The following is a 19,075-nucleotide window of genomic DNA, read 5'->3' as shown; positions in this document are numbered from 1 at the left end:
GTAGTTGTTAAATATATCTCACGTCAACATGAATTATATGAAATTTCATTGACAATAACCCAATGGATCAATGATGTAATGGTTTACTCCGGTATCTTCAAGGTGCATGAAATAGATCTACTTGGTTTCGGGTCTGCACACTCTTGTTCTTTCTTCGGATAGCCGCGGCAATCACGATTAAAAATCCGATCATGGCTGCCCAAAAGAATGTAATCAAATAATGCCAGACAAAAAGTCGTTTAACAGGGGGAGCGCTGATATCGTTTACAACTTGCGGTAATTTGACTGGTACTAAACGAGCAGCTCTTTCAGGGCCCCCTGCTGCGTTACTCACCCACAGATTACCATCTGAATCAACTTTTAATTCTGGTTGTTCGGTTTTTTTGACGGTAATCCAAGCCGCTTCCTTAGCAATAAATGTGAGCGGATTCTCTTTACCTTCAGAAACCATGGTTTGATTTGCATCGATGATTTGTTTTGTTTCAAATTTCTCAAACCCATAATCGAACAGATGAGTCATATCCGAGAATGTTGCCTCCTTCGAATCCGATTTCAATAAAACGCCAATTAGTTCCGTATCCTCCCTTCTTGCAGATGCGACAAGCGTAAAGCGTGACTGATCCGTAAATCCGTTTTTGATTCCTGTTGCGCCTTCATAAGTCCACAATAATTTATTATGATTGACTAAATCGGAGTCCCATTCGTTTCCGTCCCATGGCTTTGTTTTTGTCCCAACGATTTTCCGGAATGTTTCGTTTTGCATGGCATACTGTGCGATTTTCGCCATATCCAGAGCAGTTGTATAATGCGCTTTATCATGTAAGCCGTGAGGATTTTGAAATTGTGTATTTGTTGCGCCTGCTTTCTCTTTTACAAACGCATTCATTCGCTCAGCAAAGGCTTTTTTTGATCCATCTATATGCTCGGCTATAGCTGTGGCAGCATCATTACCTGAATTCATCATTAGAGCGTAGATCAAATTAATCATGCTCTGCTGCTCCCCTTCACTTAAATAAACTCTTGTTCCGTCTTCATATCTGGCTTCCTTCGAAACCGTAACCCGATCATATGGCTTTGCTGTTTCTAACGCGATAATACCGGTTACAATCTTGGTAATACTTGCTGGATACAAAACATCGGTTTCATTTTTTTTCAACAAAACACTCCCCGTCTTTGCATCGATCAATACAGCGGCTTGTGCATGAATATCGGGCTGCAAGATTCCTTCTTCGGCTTTTGTTGAGATGGGATGCACGGCAAAGAAAGACAACAAAACCATGTATGGAATGAAAGACAGCTTTTTATTAGATCCGAGCATCGTAATAGACCTCCAATCGATTGAATAGGAAGACTTATTTGTCTTGCTTTATCCAACTACTTGTCGTAGTATTTTTTTGAATCACCATTATAGGAGGTGAGCAAAATATGAAAATCTTTCAACGCTTTGCTATTTGTGGCACACTATTACTCATTGTTTTACTGACAAGCGGATGCAACACAGAATCCGATGACAAGAATAACAATTCGAATAAGATGAATAACATGAACCATGAACAAATGGATATGAATAATAATGAGAAGGAATAATTAGTGCGCAGCCGGTTGAAAGGATAAGCCCGCGATATTCGCGGGCTTATCCTTTAACAATACGAACCGTCTAGTGCTTTTCAGTCGTCATACTATCATAGACCTCTTCGGACACAACACGACGGGCAGTAACATATCTTTTCTCGTAATAGGATTCCGATAAGGCGCTTATTCGGACCCCTTTACTACTGGAAGAATGTGCGAACTTCCCGTTTCCGACGTATATACCGGCATGCGAGATTCCTTTCCCATCCGTATTAAAGAAAACAAGATCGCCGGGACGGAGCTTATCCTTGTCCACATATTCTCCGGCATTCGCTTGTGTCTTAGACGTTCTCGGAAGCTTAACGTCGAATGTTTTGAATATATGCAGGATAAAACCCGAACAATCGAATCCATCTGTAGTCGTACCGCCCCATTTGTATGGTGTACCCACGACCTCATTGACGGATGCGGTCAGCTGCGGCTGATCTGCAAATACACTTCCGGCGCCCGATGTGAATACGGCTAGCGCCCCTACTATTGATATAACTGTTTTCTTCAAAATGTTCTCCCTTCGGTGCCTACGAGGTTAGCTGAAGGTTCGGTAGAAGGTTCCCTATAATTCCTTACCATTGGAATTAATTCACCCAACGTGGTTCCCCCGTTTTTCTCACAGAAAATTCGGCAAAGTTTGTTTTTAAACTACACAAGGTAGTATAATTCTTTCTTTCTCGTCGATCTCCTCCCTTGCAAAAATTAGAATCCTTTCATTTTATTAAGGATACCAGAAGGACAGCATATATCCGCCCCTCTTTGGTTATATATCGTTCATCTTATTGCTAGTTCTGAACAGCAAACCGAAAAATCTCTTGTGCTGTTATATCCGTAGATGATACGATTTCATAAAAAGAACTACGTATCGTAATTTTAATGGAAAGGAGCATGCGAAGCTATTGAACCAAACCAAATCTAACAAACAGCAATCCAAACAAGCCCGAGCTGAAATGCGCCGGGAACAGGCGAAACGTAAAAAAATGATAAAAAGGGTAGGCTTGTTTGGAGGCCTATTCGTGCTCTTAACCCTTATCATTATCGCCTTTGCATTCCGTCCACCGTCACCAGGAGAGAAAGTAACCATTATGTCCGATCAATCTCATATTCCCGATGTGACTTCACCGCATAAACCGTACAATTCCGATCCGCCTACCAGTGGCCAGCATGTTGCTTCCACTGCACCTTGGGGAGTCCATAAAGATCCGTTACCCAAGGAGCTGCTCGTGCATAACCTTGAAGATGGCGATATTGTCATCTATTACAATAACCAATTGGACTCCTCCTCTATTGCCGAATTGGAATCGATTGCAGAGCATTATAAGGAAGGCGTGATTGTAAATCCATATCCGGAAATGAAAAATAAGATCACATTAACAGGATGGGGACGCATTGACCGGCTTGAAACTGTCGAAAAAGACTCCATAACCAAGTTTATTCAAGCATATAGAGGAAAAAATCATCATTGAAAGCACTCGTATTTCTCAGGAATGCTGCCCATTTGCTCAATCGATGAGTGTGACGTGAGAAGGATCCGCCGCGTCGGATCCTTCTGCTGTATTAGTGCTATCGTTACTATTAGATCCATGATCTATGGAGGGATTATCTGCTTAATCTCGAATAACACAAGGAACGGATTAACCTAACGGTCAGGATACTTTAAGGAAATTATTGAAGGGTGAGGGGAATTATGGGTTCAAGAATCATGCACTTGATTATAGCCAATCGAATTGCAGAGTGTCTGTCGATAGAAGATAGAACACTATTTTTACTTGGAAGCATTGCTCCAGATGCCGTATCGACTAAAGACTCATCGCATTTCTTTAAAGGTGCATTACAAGATTATTCAAGAAGCATTGATTATAAAGGATTTTTACATAAATATCGTTCGCAAGTAGAAAGTCAATATATACTAGGATACTTTACACATTTGATCGCTGATGATATCTGGCTGAAAGGTTTTAATCTTTCTTGGTTGAAAAACAGAATGGAAGCTAATCATGAATTATATCATTTATACCATAATGATTTCCGATTACTGAATGGAAAATTATTAGAATACTATTGTATGACAGATGAATTGAGAAAAACGCTCAGTTATCTACCTACATTCTTTAATTTGCAAGAAGTTACGTCCGAAGATGTTGAAAACTTCATCCCATATGTATTAGGCGATATGAATTACGATAAGGAAGTTATTAATGAAAAGCTTAATGTTTTTACGTTTGATCAGATTGTTGGTTATATAGAGACATCAGTTGACATGGGGTTACTGAATATGAAACAGGCGGCCATCCTGTACCGGATGCCTTCTGCTCGTGAATGGTCAGTCGCCCATCCTTAGGTTGGAGAGTGCCGTGACAAGTTACGAAGGGATATAGAGAAGTAAAATCTTCACGATCGAAGAAAGATAGTTCATTATTCAACGAAGATTAGGCTGCCGACATGGATCGGCAGCCTTGGGTCCGTCTGAACCATTAACGTAAACAACTTGGCTGATATTTATGGAGTCAGTCGCTTTGTGCGCTCAATAACTTTACATGACTAAATTGAGCTTCTCCATCCGTAACAAAAACGCCCCATTTTCCACGCTGATGATTATACATCCTAGTACTCAATGCAACTTGATCATCCAGGTATATTTCGCAAATCGAATCTTCAATAATGACTTTTAGTTCATAAGGTGTATCCGGGATGAGCGTGATGGGGCGCTCAAGTTCAACAATATGAGGCATGTCCCCTCTTCTCGGCCAACAATCGAAGACGATTCGATTGCGATCCGGTTCCAGTCGAATATAGTAACCGTTCTCCAAGTCCTCACTGAACCTTAGCATCATCCCACAGCTCCGTGTGTTTTCCGCGAAGGTAACGGTGGCAGTAAGTTTACAGCAGGATGGAAGTTCATCCGTCATTGCACATGAGAAAGAATCCAATGCAGCACTCTTTAATGTATTCCCAGCAATATCCCATTTGCCAATTCCCGGCGCAAGTTGGACAGGCAATTCCTGTTTAAAGACTTTATCGAGTTGTTCAGGTATTTTCACCTGCAGCGTACCGTCTATATGCTGAATTAATTCATGAACGACCAAATTTCCTCCCCATTGCCATTGACCTTCATCTTTCTCTTCCGTCTTCGTTGGATTCCATCCGAAAACATAACGCCTGCTGCCATCGCTGAACGTCTTGGCCGCGTAGTACGCTCTTCCGTCAAAAGCATCATCGGCAGGCGCTATCCACGGTCCATTAAGCGATTTACTCATCCTGTAGTGGGTAACCCATTTATCGCTGAAAGTTGAAAATACGAGGTACCACCAGTCCCCTATGCGGAACAGATCCGGGCACTCATGAGTGAAATATAAATGAGGAGCCCAGAATGGTTCGCGAACTTCCCAATGCTTGAGATCCTTCGATGCACACAGCGCCGTGCAGCCCCGTCTTCTGGAGGGTCCCTCTTTCAATCGAGCAGCCAATAGCATCCAATACTCTTCGGCCTCTTCGTTCCAGAATACAAACGGGTCCCTCCAATCGTCTTTTTCGTACATCTCGGGAGGTGCGAAGAAAGTGTCCTCCTCAATCTTGCTCCAATGAAGCAGGTCGTCGCTCACGGCATGCATGACTGCTTGCATCGGCTTTCCTTGTGATTGGAGATGATGATTGTGACCCGTATAAAAGATATGATATTGTCCTCCCGCTTCGATGACGCATCCCGTAAAGATAAATAAATCCTGTTCATCCTTGCTCCCTCTCGGGATTACTTCTCCATGTTCCTCAAATTGTACAAAATCATCCGTACTGATCAGATACCAAGGCGTTCCTTCCCCATATTTCTCATGATTCCGCCAATCTAACAAATAAAACAGTTGAAAGCGTCCATCCTTATAGAACGGAATGAAATCTCCAGTCCAGCCAACTTGCGGTTTGTAAAATAAACTCATGTGATATTCCCCTCTCTTGGTTTTTTATTCAGGTTTTCGAACGCATCCATCACTTTAGTCGTTGTGAACACATTCGCGATGCCCTCTTCTTCCCGGAAATATGGAGAAACATTTGAAGGAATGCTTCAAGAAAATAAATTCGATACTGACCACATAATTCCTCTTGGAGATAAGATTACCAAACAAACTCCTGACACATGAAATAGTCACACTTTGATCCGTTGTATCCCGTCCGCTGTGTTTAACTTCCTCTCATCACGCACACGAGCTGTTCGTATGTTACGCCATACTTGCGTGCAATGTCGAGTGCATAGCTGTTCCCCTGCGGGCGGGCGCGCCGGATGACATAACTTCGCTGCCCAGAGCTCGCGTCCATCTCGGCGGTGAGCGTATCGATACGACTACCTCCTTCGACTGGCACAGCGTTGAGCTTATCAACGCTGTCCGCAAGTTCGTGCAGATGCGTTGCAAAAATAACGCGGCAGCCCGCCACACGCAGCGCTAGCAGCACCTCGCCGGCTATCGCGGCAGCCTCGGATGCGCTCGTGCTAGAAAAGGTCTCATCCAGCAGCAGCAGGCTGCTGCGGGTCATTTTACCGAACAAATCTCTCAATCGGCTGCATTCCTCACCGAAGCGTCCCTTCATTTGGAGATCCGCATCAACGCTCTGCGCATGCACGAGTACATGATCCACCGGATGGATCTTAGCCGCGTAAGCCGGGACAAATAGCCCCAGCTGGTACAACAGCTGCGCAATGCCTACCGATTGCATGAAGACGGTCTTGCCGCCCTGATTAGGCCCAGTTAATATATAGATGCGCCCATTCTCATCGAATGTCACGTTATTCTTCACGACAGCAGCGGCACCATTAGGCTGCTCCCCCGCGACCCGGCCCGCCACGACCGGATGATAAAGTCCGTCAGCTACAAACGCTGATCCGTCCGTTTCGGCGGCCTGCGGCTTGCATAGCGGCAGCCCTTTCGCAGCCAGCCGTTTCATCCAGGAGACGCCGCTAAGCAAGAAGCGGATTTCCGGCGCAATGACCGCTAGAAAACGGGAAGTGGAGGCCGCGTACATTTTCATACAGCTGCGCCACTCTCGTGTGGACCCTTTCAGTATCGCGTTCAACGCACTGTTGACCGCTCCATTCAACGCCTGCGTCTGTTCGGCGCTCTTCCCTCTTCCTATTGCCATAAGCGGTGCCAAGCAACGAAATCCGTCATCTTTCGTATCCAGCCGCAGCCAGCGATCGATGAGGTTGCCGGAGCGATAAGGCTGATCATTCACAGCAATAATACCCGCTTCATAAGGAGCGAGCTGCGGATCGAGATTGATACCGACCGTGATGCTCTTAATATTACGAACGCTTAGCGACAGCTTGCGCGTCTCCTCCTGCAGCGATTGGAAAGTTCGGCTTTCGTATCGGGAGACAATTTCTTGAGACAGATTCCGAATCCCAATCGAAGCAGGCTGCAGCTTGCTCATTCCCTTATACAATCGTTCGACGCATGACAAATACAGCTCAATCTCCGAAATGGCATACAACGAGGTGGCCGTATCATCGTCCGCCCAGCGATCTCGCTGCTGCAAATCCCGCAAATCTTCAAAAGCAGGAAGAAGCTCCTCCAGCAGTTGAAACAGCTCCTCTTGCCGAAACAAGTCCTCCACGATATCAAGCCGGTAAGCGATTACACGATCATCCGCGGTAAAATACGTCAGCGGATGCGGTTGTTTGGTCCGGTATCCCCCTGGCCCATTGCCGATCTCATGAAATAAAGCTTCCAGTCCGAGGCCAACAAGCTCGGATTGAACAGATGCTGTAGAATTGGTCGGTTCGGCAGTCGATCCGTTCGGGTAAAGCAGGCTAAACAGCTCATTCATAACTGAACCCTCCTATTTCAAAGAGAAGCAGCATCCATTCGCGGAGCAGAGGGGCCGCGCATATTGACAGAACGAACGCCAGTGCCGCCAGCAGCCACAGCACTAATCGGGAATAACCATACTGCCTCCATATTTGGGAGAGCGGAATATAGCGATAGAATACTGTAGCGACGAAAGTCGGAATCGTTACAAACATAAGCACGTTGACCGAGAGTGCCGTTAACAGGAGCAGGATACAAAATTGCCATAATGCCTCACGTAAGAGCAGCCACCTTGGCGGGTTGATGAGCATAAGATGCTCCGGCAAATATAGCTTCGAACGGCAGATCATGCCTCCCCCTCCACCCGAACCATGATATTCCAAATGTAGCATAAATTAATCATACTTGAAACCTTTCTCCAATCCGTTCAGTTGTTCAATACTAATACAGTTTGGGATTTTTACGACTGGGAATAAGTCGCTTTCTGTGCTAGGTAATTAGCCAAACATTTCGAATTATTATTGTGAATAAAATAAAAGACGGTAAGGTAACACCGGCAAAGGAGGAGCGGCAAATTGACCATAAGAATCGGAATCGTTATATTTACTTGGGTATTAGCCTTTCTTGTCTACCGAAATAATAAAAACAACCCGTTTTCACGTTGGGTCAGCTTGGTTATATTTACCGCCGGCTGCACAACCTTCGCGACCTGTTTACAATTATATCTAGTCACTTTTTTGAAAATAAAAGTTCCGCTGTGGCACGGACTGCTTTCTTTCCTGCATATCTTAATCGCTGGATCTACTTATTTTTGCATCTATTTTTTCCCCTATGCGGTTCTTATGAGTTGTATCGTATTTAGCGGAATGTTCCATTCTATTGTCATTAATATCTTGAAGCTTGTATTATTGACGCCTATTATTCCTTTATCACTTTCAAACCAAGTCAAAATTTATCCCATCATCGAGTACAACTTTGAATTTATCAATATATACACAGGTATATATGTATTGTCCGGGTGCGTATTGTTAATTTCAAGCGCTCTGAAAAAAGTACATACAGAGGCTGTTCAAAAGAACAAAAAAATAACGTCATACTTTTACGCTTCCATGCTGCTTTGGATCTGCTTTTCAAACTACTTGAATGTGAAGAGTCTACGGATTGATGAAAGCGGATTCCAGCTAGAAACGATTTTCCTGGATATAAACAATGTGAAAAATCTTTTTTATACAATTGTTTATATTTTAATCCTCTCCTATATATATTTCGCGGCCAAATACGGATTGTTCGGCATCAAGCTGAAAATTGAACGGCAACAGTTCGACCATACGATGAAAACGATCTCGATCGGCACCAATTTTTTAAACCATACGATTAAAAATGAAATCCAAAAACTGAACTATCTGGGGAATCGGACGAAAGACTATGTTCATGCCGATAATAAAGACTTGGCTTTACAGGCTATTGATTCCATGTTTCCCGTAATTGAGCATATGCAGAATATGGTGGATCGGATAAAGGAAAAGACAGATGAGATCACGTTAAAAGAGCGTCCGGAATCGCTTGCTTTCATCATTGAGTCGGCTTTGGCGACAATAAAGCCTGTTTTTGAGGAGAAACAAATCGAACTGGTCACGAACTATACTTGCGACGTCAATCTTTATTGCGATAAATTGCATCTTAGCGAGGTGATCAGTAACATAACCATGAATGCCTATGAGGCGGTTGAAGCGAATATCGGGAAGCTGGAAATACGCCTGTTCAAAGAAAAAAATAAAATGGTCATTGAATTCAACGATAATGGCTGCGGAATAGCACAAGAAAACGTAACAAAAGTGTTGGATCCTTTCTACACCACGAAGAAAAGTCCATATAGCTATGGATTGGGGCTAAGTTACTGCTATTCCGTTATCCAAAAGCATCAAGGATCATTAACCATCACCTCAAGCGGGGTGAATAAAGGAACGAAGGTCACGATCGAATTGCCCGATTCGAAGGTCGTCCGAAAGAGCAGATCGATTTTACATTAATTTATCCCTGATGCTTCTCAGTTGACTTTTTATGGTATTGATCGATTTGTGCAATTTATCGGATATCTGCGTTTTATTTAAGCCGCTTTGCTTTAATTCATACACCTCTCTTTCCATTGGCGTTAACACGGACAATTGAATCTCTTGTCTAACCGCTTCCGCGGCGTCAGGATGAATAGTGGATCTATTGCCGCAAGCTTCGCGAATCGCGGTCACAATATCATGATAATTTCTTTTCGTTATATAATTGACGGCTCCTTTACGAAACGAGTCTAGGATCACATCCTTTTCGCTCAATGAGGTCAAGACGATGATCTTAATCCGACCCTTATGAGCGGCGGAAATCTCTCTTGCTGCATCCAAACCATCCAGGTTGCTTGCTGTTAGGTTGATATCCATCAAAATGACATCGATATTTATTTTCTTTGCGGCTTCGACCGCTTCTTCCCGCGTTAATGCCGTGCTGACAACTTCCAGATCTTCTGCTTGATTGAGGTCGTTTGTTAATATTTCTCTCCAGAATGGATCATCTTCGACCAACATTACCTTAATTTTGTCCAATTTTTTGCGCCTCCTCTTTACGGAAAAAACCTATCATCTCGTAAAAGAGATGACAGGCTAAGCTATGCACAAGGTAGAAAAAATTAGCTGCAGAGTAAACATGGCGGTTTCAATTCCGGCAGCCGGTAATATTTCACTAAATATAGATCGGTGCTATTTCCGGTATTTTTATTACCGACTACAATATAATCATTGTTACTGGTCTGTTTGACAGAATAAAAGTGAGCCAGCTTGTATGTTGCGTCCCATTGTTTAATTCCCGAATTGTCCATTTTGAGCAGATAACCATTACCGTAGTAACCTCCAATCATACTGCCTGTGACCCCGGCAATAATGTAACCCCCGTCACTCGTTTGCTGAACGGATGAGCCCCAATCAGCAGGATCATCACCATAGGTTTTTTCCCACTGCAAGGTTCCGGAGCCATTCGTCTTGATCAAATAAATATCGTAATTCTTGTGGCCGGTAATAATATAACCTCCATCGCTTGTTTGCTGGACAGAATTACCGGAATCCCACTCGCTTCCTCCAAAGTTTTGTGACCATAGCTCATTTCCGGCGGTGTCCGTTTTGATTAAATAGACATCAGATCTACTGCCGAAACCTGCTCCATAGGAATTGGTCTGACCGACAATAATATATCCTGTGCCGCCAAAAACAAATTTCCCTCCCGTTTGCTGAACCGAATAGCCATAATCATCGTAAATCCCGCCATAAGTCTTTTCCCATTGTTTATTTCCCGAAGCGTCCGTCTTGATCAAATAGACGTCTGATTGACCATTATTATAGGATCCTGTGCTGCCGGCAATAATGTACCCTCCGTCACTCGTCTGTTGAACAGAATGGCCAATGCCGTCCGCAAAAGTCCTCTCCCATTGTTTTATTCCCGATCCATCCGTTTTGATTAAATAGACATGGTTCCATGAACCGAATTTTCCGTGGTGTATTATTGTACTGCCGGCAATAATATACCCTCCGTCACTCGTCTGCTGAACAGAGAAGCCAATGTCCCTGCCAGGTCCTCCAAACGTCTTCTCCCATTGTTTATTCCCTAATCCGTCTGTTTTGACTAAATAAACGTCTGCTGAACCGGCTCCATAGGAATCTGTGCTGCCGGTGCTAATATACCCTCCGTCACTTGTCATCTGAACGGATAGACCTCCGTCAAAACTACTTCCCCCAAATGTCTTCTCCCATCCCTTCGAAGGTAAAGTGTATACTTCTGCAGAAGCATCTGGAATGGAGCCGAGTCCTACTGTTACTATCGATAACAAGATCATTACTAGAAGCTTATTGACCAATATCTTCATTGTAATCTTCCTCCCGCAATGATTATTGAATTACCCTTCCCCCGCATTATAATCTCCATTTTAATACAAAAGGAGGATGAACTTTATTCACCCCCCTCATTGACCCTGTAGCTATTAATGGCGGTTGTCTTACTGCACTTTAAACTCGCTCTAAGGTAATTTCCTTATTAGAATTGAAATGCTTTTGCGTCCCAATCTGCCCGCTGAACGCTCATCTCATTCCGGAATGTCTTGAGATCAACTGGGTTCAAGGCAATGCCCGATAGTTGAGAAAAAGACAGCCGGATCGCCGGCTGCCTTACCAAATGTTTATAACGCTATCGTGTCCCGATAATTGATAGAGAATATAATATACGATTATTGTAGTTACGATTAGAACATTATTTCAAAAGTTTGTCATCGTAGGATTCTTGAAACCACTCATAATTCTCAAGAATACGTTTCTTATCAGCATCACTCAATTCAGAATATCTGTCTACAATTGAATGTAGAAATCCTGATGAAAGCGACTTTCCAAACGGTTGTAAACTATCCGTGGACAAGTTGTCCATTATTGCTCCTAACAATGCCGCAGGAGCACGTATTACATATTTGTTCACGATCTCGATAGCTTGTTCATGGTCGCCTTCATAAAGCAAATTAAACGCAACCGCTTGTAGAAACTCGTCCCCCACGTTTTCTTCCAGTATCTTAGAGCAGAATGGTGCTGCTTTTTCCGTATCTCTTAACGATAGTTCTGTTAAAGCGGCAGCGACTTCTTCAAAATCCTCTAAACGGTTTACAACCGCAATTAATTGGTCATTGTTCATACTTGAGATATACGTCTCATAATTAACGATTCTGTCCAAGGCTGTTGCTTTTGCTATTTCCTTATCGTTGTCCATCATACACCTCCATAACTAAGTTGTTGTTGGGATTAACTTTATCGTTGATAAATAGGGTTGTCCATCAACCATCTTCCAGGTTGTTAATACTTTGAGTTTTTTTCCATTAGGACCTTCTAGTACACTTGGGAAATCCAACGTATTTCCAGGCTTTATCTGTTTACCCACTTCTAATAAATGTTTTGCAATGGACTGGTTATTCTCTATTGTATCATGAAGTCCTACCGACTCGAGCTTTTGTCTCATATCATCCGAACGCTCAAAATTATGCTTCATTTTTTCAAGTTTTTTCATTCGTTCGGCGTTTTGACGGTCAGCATCGAATACCTTTCTTTGGGTCTGCTTTAATTGCTTTAATTCTCGAAGTTCTTTGGTCACTTCTTGAATATTAACGTTGACCTTGCCTCGCAAATATTTCTCAATTTTATCAACGGGTATTATCGTATCTCCATCTGTATATACCCTAATTGCTTTACCGCTCTGTGGAGCAATAACCTCTTCGGTTCTAAGAATATCCGGCTTCCGGGAACCGAGCTTATCCAGAAGCTTACGTACATAGCCGCGCCCCTTTTTTCCCAACCATCCTAGCGCTTTGCCGAACGGGATTCGGCTTAGTACAATGCCTACGGCCACGCCAAGCGCATTTTCGGGAGTCAGCAGCTTCTTCGGATTGCGGATATAACCGGCAATCTCATGTCCGCTCCCGGCGATTCCCATCGTTGTCATCGCGAAGCCAAAAGCCGGCCAGAATCCGACGAAGAGCAGTGACAAGGCAAGGGCCCCGAGCACGATCGCGCCCTGTTCATACCATTCCAACCGATCCCACCAATCTTGCAGCGAATCGAACTTGCAGGCGAAACATGCCGTTTCTCCCCCGCCTGTATGAGCCCCGATGCCTGCGAACAGACCGGCAGCAAGCAGAATCACCGCGAGTCCGGAAAGTGCCTGGTAAAGAGCTCTGACCCGAGCCTGGATAGGCTCCTTCCGATCGGCCGCTTCCTCGTTCCCGTAGAGCAAATGAAATCCAAGCTCCCTGCGCTCCCGGTAAAAGCCAAGCCAATATATGAATTTCCCCCGGTCGAGTAATAGAGAGCGGATCATATTCCACAGTTCGGTAAACGGATTAAGAAGCGGCTCATTCGGCAGCGACGGAAGGCGGCTTCTTATTTTGTTCAGCGACCAGTAATCGGCAATGAGCGAAGCGGCCAACATCAATAGGAAGACTGGTTGGGTTTTATAACCGCTTCCGGTCCACTCATGAAGCCGGAACACCCAACCCGGCAGCTTGTGTTGGCCGTTATAAGCCGCATGATCCAGGATGGACCAAAGCACAATGATTGCCGGGAACAGAAATACCCATTTCGTCAGTCTTGTCCGCAGCCGATAGGCTATTCCGCACGCAAGCGCGATCATGGCGGTATGTACGGGATGACCAACGGTCATTAGCGTCGGAAACAAACTTTCTTCGAAACGACCCGGAAACAGCGAGAAAAAATCCCAGTGTATCGTTTCACCGCCAAGCCACGAAAAGCTATAGCCATACTTTTCCGCAAGAACACCGGAACTTAGCCACCTTCGGGACAATTCTTCCATCAGTTGGAAGCCGACGCCCGTCGCCGCGCCGATAAGCGTGTAATCGCTCAAGCTCAAGGCGGAAGCTCGTCGCGAGAACAACAGGAAGATGCCTAGCGGAAGCAGCTTCCACAGCTCTTCGAAAATCGGCGTGAGCACGGCAATGGACCAAGTGTCGGACGTTTTTCCGCCAAAAAGCACGTGGAAAGTATTGACCGTAAGCGTCGTGAACGGTACGACAAGAAAAACGCCTGCCAGTACGAACAGAACGATCGGCTTCCACGGCATCGTTTTGCTTCGGCACAGAAACCAGAATTGCAACAGCACATAAAACGACCATAAATATTGAACCATCATGGTACGCGATTCTTTAACGAAAAACAAGCTGAACACAAACATGATTAGCGACAACCAGGAAAAAATCGCATACATTGTTTTAATAAACGCATATTTCTCAATCCATGCTTTGCATGATCGGTGGATAGTCTCAATGAAATCCCGAATTCCGGTTCGAATGGACCAGATCGTATTCACTATGGTCGCCTCCTTTGAAGGCCGACCCCGTGCCAGCGGGACGTCTCCCTTGACGACGGTCCGGCCGTGAGTAAATAAACGAATTCATGAAAATCATGGTCACCGATCGATCGGAGCGGAGGCTTTTAGAGTATTACCCGCAAATTGAACCTAACCTATTACTCACGGATACTAGTATTATAGACATTCTTGTAAAATGTGGCAAAAGGCGCTGGTCTCAAATCTAGATGAATTACGCCGCAGCTGCTAATTATTTTTCTTATTCGTTAAATCATCGATTTTCTTATTTCCTTCATCCGTTATATCGTTATAAACCTTATTACCACTTTTAGAAACTTCATCATACAAACGCTTACCTATATCGCGAGCATAACCCCATGCGAAACTTTTGCGTTCCGTTATCATTGTATAGAGTTCGCTCTTTGGGAAAGCATCTCTTTTTTTTGTTTCCAGATACGCAAGGGCTGCTAGCTGATTAGAATGTTCTTTGACCGCAAGGCCTTGCATGGTTTCACGGGTTTGATTGAGTATTCCCTGTTTTTGTTCTTTTTTTATATTTGCCTCCCCTGCTCCTTTTTCTTTCCATAGCGTCCACTCACCTCGTAATTTATCATACGTTTTGTTCAGATATTTTTTTAATGCTTCTTCATTATCAATGGAAGTAAATTCTCCACCACCAGATGCAGCAACCTGTTTTAGCATTTTTTGCCCTTCATTATCCACATCAAAGCCAATAATATTCACAACGGTCTTAACCTTCGATTGGTTAAGCTCTTTTGCAATCTGTACGGGATTGCCTCCACAGGTTTCAATTCCATCGCTTACCACATAGACGATCGAATCCGTAGTTTCAGGATTAATATCTTGTTTTACGGATTCTAGGGCATTCGCAATTGGTGTCCATCCAGCTGGTTCTACATCTTGAAGTACTGTTTTTATTTGTTGGGTCTGCTCGCCTTGACCATGAAAGATTTCTTCTGTACTGCTGCAGGAAACTTTTTTATCTTTCTGACTTCCTGTTCCTTTATGTCCATAAACCCGCAAAGATACCTCTGCATTTTTTGGCAGCTTATCCCCGAAGCTTTGAATAGCTTCTTTTGCAGAATCCATTTTTGATTTCCCGCTAATCGTTGCTTTCATGCTGCCGCTGGCATCAAGTAAGATTGAAATATGCAGCTTCCTGCTTGTGGGTAAGGTAACCTTTTCATTAGGTCGTGGATTATTCACTGTAACTTCGGATTCAAAATTAATAAAAGTGGACACGTAAGGGCGATAGTCTTCAGCCAATAGGAGGAGCAGCTCTTCCTCATATTGATCAGCTGTCAAATCGCTTGGTAATTGATCTAGAGCCTCTTGAACTTTCTGTTCATCAAAATTAGAACCAGCAAATCGCCCTGGAGGTTTCATTAATATTTGTTCATCTGTTAAGGGGGGCTGAGGTTTAGTTCGAATTGTATCCGATGGGGTCTGAATGTCTGAGGCATTCTTTTCTGGTTCATTACGTTGATTTGAATCCGATGGGGTCTGAATATTTGAGGTATTCTTTTCTGGTTCATCACGTTGATTTGAATCTGTTGGGTTCTGAACGTTTGAGGTATTCTTTTCCGGTTCATTACTACAACCAGCAAGGAATACGATTAACGTGACACATATTAAGATAGATCTTCGAATCATCAACTTACCTCCAATTAATCTGATTAGGCTGCCACTTATGTGGCAGCTCTTTGTCAATGTGCTTTCGTTATCCGATAGTGTAGTGAATTATTTTCTTTTTAAAAATTTTTGAATACTCGACGGCTGTAAGCCCGCTTGAAAAAGCAGTTTCATATTGAAACCTGATTTCCCATAGCTTAATCGGTACCAATAGTAATTTATATATTCAATCACGGAAAAAACATAAATTAACATACCAGCAACTAGATCTCTTTTATTCTCTGCGAGCATTATCATTAAAATAACTATAAACACAGCTAAAATCAGATTCGTACCTCGAAGCACAATTAGGGTTTTCCGCATTAATAATGATTTCTCATTACCCATTGATTGAGATCTAAATACCCAATACACAACACCTTGAAATAATATAAACACAAGGAACGATAACGCAAGCAAGCTCGCGACTCCTAAATCTATATAAGTTTTATATACAACCAAAAAAGAAAAAGCGGCTGCTAACTCACCTAACGCTAGATATAATAGTTGTTTTCTTAGTTTTCTCATAAACTCCTTTTTAGAGCACCAATAGTCTATATATCACATTGACTTGTTAAGCATAACTGCTCTTTAGCTTAATGGGGCTACCGATAGTTTCAACGGAAACCTCGTCTTATTGTTATTCAGCTTTGAGTATAGCAAATTAAGTCCCCGTTACCCAGACCTAATTTCTTCTGGCTAACTTTAGCGATAAAGGTAGTAAAAAAGCCGTATACGCGGCAAGCACGTATAGACAAAAGATGAATGATGCCGTATAGCTCCTGGCGTTCGCTTGACGCACTCCATCCATAAACATCTTCTCTGCGGTCGAATCGTCCGATGTACATCCAGGAGACACGGAGGAATGTGCGTTTATCATTTCAGGGTAGCATAACCGGAATTTAGATAATGCGGCTTCACTTTGCTCTTTTGTCAAAGGCGCGTAGACACTCCATTGTTGACGAAGTTGCAGTTCAGTCTGTATGCTCGCCTCATTCGCATTGTAATTGAGCGAGTTTAGCCAAACAATTCCGATGAGGGCGATTCCGATCGCATAAGCCACCTGCATTCCGGTCGTCAAAATACCGGATGCGGAGCCGATATCTTGCTTGTTCACCTTGGAAAGAACGACATTCGTAAGCGGAGCGGCAATGAAGCCCTGGCCTATGCCAACCACGGCCAGCGCTGGAAACCATACATAAATATCCGGCGATATTCCCGTTCCTCGTACGGTAAGAGCGAGGGACAGATAGCCTGCTGCTGTGAGCACAGAACCGACGGTCAGAACATGCGGACCGATCTTGTAGGTTACCCGCGAGGAAAATAGTGAGGCGATGAAATAGCCTAATCCCATGGGTAGAATAACCGCTCCCGCTTTAAGCGGAGAAAACCCAAGCCCAATTTGGAACAAATAAGCAGTGATCAGGAAGAAGCTCGCTTGCGACGACATGAGCACAAAGACGACAAGCATACCGATTCTGAAACCTCGTTGACGAAACAGATTCACGTTCATCAATGGATCGTCATTGCGGTGCAAAAGTCTTTTCTGAACCCATACGAATAGAGCCAATACAGGAACAGACAAGAGCAAACTAATAATTAGCGCAAGAGGCCAACCTTCTTTCTGACCTTGAACTAGCGGATAAACGAGCAGGAATAAGCCAACTGCAATTAGAACAGCACCGAACCAGTCCGGTTTCGATTGAACCGTTTCCTTAGATTCAGCGATGAATGGAATTATACATAAGAGCAATAGACCGATCGGCACACTGAAGAAGAACACCATTCTCCATTCCAGTCCCCATGGGTTCCAGTAAAGCAGCAAGCCTCCAATCAGTTGACCCGTCGAGGCGGCTAGCCCTTGCGTTGCTCCGTAAAGCCCGAATATTTTGCCCCTTTGCTCCGGCGCATATTGTGCCTGTATAAGCGACAAAATTTGTGGCGAGATCATTGCTGCGCTCAAACCTTGCACGACCCGAATGGCAGTGAGCATGTCAACGCCACTTGACAAGCCGCACAGCAAGGAACTGATCGTAAAGCCGGCGACTCCAACAAGCAGCAATTTTTTTCGACCAAAACGATCGCCAATTCTGCCTCCTATAATAAGAGCGACCGCATAGGCAAGTGTATAGGCGGAGATAACGAATTGTACGCCGAAGAAATCGGAATGGAGACCTTGCTGAATCGAGGGTGTCGCCACATTGACGATGAAAATATTAGCTACCGCCATAAATACCGATAACAGCATGACCGTCAACATTAAATGCGGACGCTGGAGAGTATGTACCTCCACCGCCTTACCATTCAATGATCTGTGTGCTGCCGCTTGGGACATAAATTCTTTCCTCCTTGGCACTCCCTGGGAACATTGACACATGCGGGGTTGCTCGATTAATATAAATGAGACAGAACTGTCTCATTTATTATTGATATGAATCATACAGACAGATCTGTCTCGCGTCAATATAATTTTCCCCTAAATTTGGAATTGGGTGATAATGTTGGAAAAGAAAGAAACCGCGAAAGATCGGATTTTGCGGGTCGCTTCTGATTTATTTTACAAAGAAGGCGTCCGGGCTGTAGGGATCGACAGGATTATTGAAGAATCCGGCGTCGCCAAGGCAAGCTTCTACCGCAACTTCCCAACAAAAGATAGTCTCGTTGTTGCGTACTTGGAGACTAGACACGGCAAGAGAACGGAAACGATTGAAGAAGCAAAAAGGCGCCATCCCTACTCTCCTAAAGACCAGCTGTACGCTCTTCTTGATGATTTGGTCGAGCGATTGAAGCATCCAGAATTCCGCGGATGTCCGTTTATGAACGCAGTTGTGGAGTTTCCCGATCTGGAGCATCCCGGTCACCGCGCTGCCGTTAATAACCGGCATCTGACTTGGGAGAAGGTAGAGGAAATTGCAAAGGCAGGTAATGTACAAAATCCTGTCGAGTTAACCTCTCAAATCCGTATTCTATGTGATGGGGCTATAATGAGCGCATATATCGATAAGGATTCATTCCAGCCGGCATATTTTCTTAGCGCAGCAAGACGACTGATCGAAGATCATTTCTCCCGCTAG

The 19,075-nt window shown here is 44.0% G+C and carries 16 protein-coding genes and 1 riboswitch; of the genes, 4 read left to right on the top strand and 12 right to left on the bottom strand.

The features are described from left to right. Positions 1-97 precede the first annotated feature (97 nt). Together L1F29_RS17105 and L1F29_RS17100 are read right to left on the bottom strand one after the other, a co-directional pair. Positions 98-1,318: a D-alanyl-D-alanine carboxypeptidase family protein gene (locus tag L1F29_RS17105; RefSeq protein ID WP_258389493.1), complete on the bottom strand. Its 1,221-nt coding sequence runs from the start codon at positions 1,316-1,318 to the stop codon at positions 98-100. 339 nt (positions 1,319-1,657) lie between these two features. Further along, positions 1,658-2,131, bottom strand: a complete 474-nt coding sequence (locus L1F29_RS17100; RefSeq protein ID WP_258389492.1) for a C40 family peptidase — start codon at positions 2,129-2,131, stop codon at positions 1,658-1,660. Position 2,132: 1 nt separating this feature from the next. Beyond that, positions 2,133-2,266: riboswitch (cyclic di-AMP (ydaO/yuaA leader) on the bottom strand. Positions 2,267-2,522: 256 nt separating this feature from the next. Here L1F29_RS17100 and L1F29_RS17095 point away from each other — a divergent pair. After that, positions 2,523-3,089 carry a DUF3105 domain-containing protein gene (locus tag L1F29_RS17095; RefSeq protein WP_258389491.1) on the top strand — a complete coding sequence of 189 codons (567 nt, stop codon included), beginning with the start codon at positions 2,523-2,525 and terminating at the stop codon, positions 3,087-3,089. Positions 3,090-3,310: 221 nt separating this feature from the next. Continuing rightward, positions 3,311-3,964 (top strand): zinc dependent phospholipase C family protein, encoded by a 654-nt coding sequence (locus L1F29_RS17090; protein ID WP_258389490.1) that lies wholly within the window; start codon positions 3,311-3,313, stop codon positions 3,962-3,964. 166 nt (positions 3,965-4,130) lie between these two features. On the opposite strand, the gene L1F29_RS17085 is transcribed toward L1F29_RS17090, so the two are convergent. From L1F29_RS17085 to L1F29_RS17075, 3 genes are all read right to left on the bottom strand, one after another. Next, on the bottom strand, positions 4,131-5,555 hold the full coding sequence (locus L1F29_RS17085) for a glycoside hydrolase family 32 protein (RefSeq protein ID WP_258389489.1): 1,425 nt from the start codon (positions 5,553-5,555) through the stop codon (positions 4,131-4,133). A gap of 241 nt (positions 5,556-5,796) precedes the next feature. Continuing rightward, positions 5,797-7,437 (bottom strand): MutS-related protein, encoded by a 1,641-nt coding sequence (locus L1F29_RS17080; RefSeq protein ID WP_258389488.1) that lies wholly within the window; start codon positions 7,435-7,437, stop codon positions 5,797-5,799. After that, a complete protein-coding gene (locus tag L1F29_RS17075) occupies positions 7,430-7,768 on the bottom strand; it encodes a hypothetical protein (protein ID WP_258389487.1) in 339 nt (112 codons plus the stop codon). The genes L1F29_RS17080 and L1F29_RS17075 overlap by 8 nt, the downstream gene beginning before the upstream one ends. 225 nt (positions 7,769-7,993) lie before the next feature. Here L1F29_RS17075 and L1F29_RS17070 point away from each other — a divergent pair, with 225 nt between their 5' ends. Further along, positions 7,994-9,448 carry a sensor histidine kinase gene (locus tag L1F29_RS17070; protein WP_258389486.1) on the top strand — a complete coding sequence of 485 codons (1,455 nt, stop codon included), beginning with the start codon at positions 7,994-7,996 and terminating at the stop codon, positions 9,446-9,448. Here the strand turns inward: L1F29_RS17070 and L1F29_RS17065 are convergent. From L1F29_RS17065 to L1F29_RS17035, 7 genes are all read right to left on the bottom strand, one after another. Beyond that, positions 9,440-10,009: a response regulator transcription factor gene (locus L1F29_RS17065; protein WP_258389485.1), complete on the bottom strand. Its 570-nt coding sequence runs from the start codon at positions 10,007-10,009 to the stop codon at positions 9,440-9,442. The genes L1F29_RS17070 and L1F29_RS17065 overlap by 9 nt on opposite strands. A gap of 83 nt (positions 10,010-10,092) precedes the next feature. Beyond that, positions 10,093-11,319 (bottom strand): hypothetical protein, encoded by a 1,227-nt coding sequence (locus L1F29_RS17060; RefSeq protein WP_258389484.1) that lies wholly within the window; start codon positions 11,317-11,319, stop codon positions 10,093-10,095. Positions 11,320-11,699: 380 nt separating this feature from the next. Beyond that, positions 11,700-12,203: a hypothetical protein gene (locus L1F29_RS17055; RefSeq protein ID WP_258389483.1), complete on the bottom strand. Its 504-nt coding sequence runs from the start codon at positions 12,201-12,203 to the stop codon at positions 11,700-11,702. A gap of 15 nt (positions 12,204-12,218) precedes the next feature. Further along, on the bottom strand, positions 12,219-14,309 hold the full coding sequence (locus tag L1F29_RS17050) for a PrsW family glutamic-type intramembrane protease (protein WP_258389482.1): 2,091 nt from the start codon (positions 14,307-14,309) through the stop codon (positions 12,219-12,221). Positions 14,310-14,555: 246 nt separating this feature from the next. Next, positions 14,556-15,983, bottom strand: a complete 1,428-nt coding sequence (locus tag L1F29_RS17045) for a VWA domain-containing protein (protein ID WP_258389481.1) — start codon at positions 15,981-15,983, stop codon at positions 14,556-14,558. Positions 15,984-16,070: 87 nt separating this feature from the next. Further along, a complete protein-coding gene (locus L1F29_RS17040; RefSeq protein ID WP_258389480.1) occupies positions 16,071-16,529 on the bottom strand; it encodes a hypothetical protein in 459 nt (152 codons plus the stop codon). A gap of 157 nt (positions 16,530-16,686) precedes the next feature. After that, positions 16,687-18,336 carry an MFS transporter gene (locus tag L1F29_RS17035; RefSeq protein WP_258389479.1) on the bottom strand — a complete coding sequence of 550 codons (1,650 nt, stop codon included), beginning with the start codon at positions 18,334-18,336 and terminating at the stop codon, positions 16,687-16,689. A 163-nt stretch (positions 18,337-18,499) separates the two neighbouring features. On the opposite strand from L1F29_RS17035, the gene L1F29_RS17030 reads away from it, so the two are divergent. Continuing rightward, positions 18,500-19,075: a TetR/AcrR family transcriptional regulator gene (locus L1F29_RS17030; RefSeq protein WP_258389478.1), complete on the top strand. Its 576-nt coding sequence runs from the start codon at positions 18,500-18,502 to the stop codon at positions 19,073-19,075.

Origin of the sequence: Paenibacillus spongiae (assembly GCF_024734895.1) — a bacterium.
Lineage (GTDB): Bacteria > Bacillota > Bacilli > Paenibacillales > Paenibacillaceae > Paenibacillus_Z > Paenibacillus_Z spongiae.
This window is presented reverse-complemented; position numbering and strand designations above follow the sequence as displayed.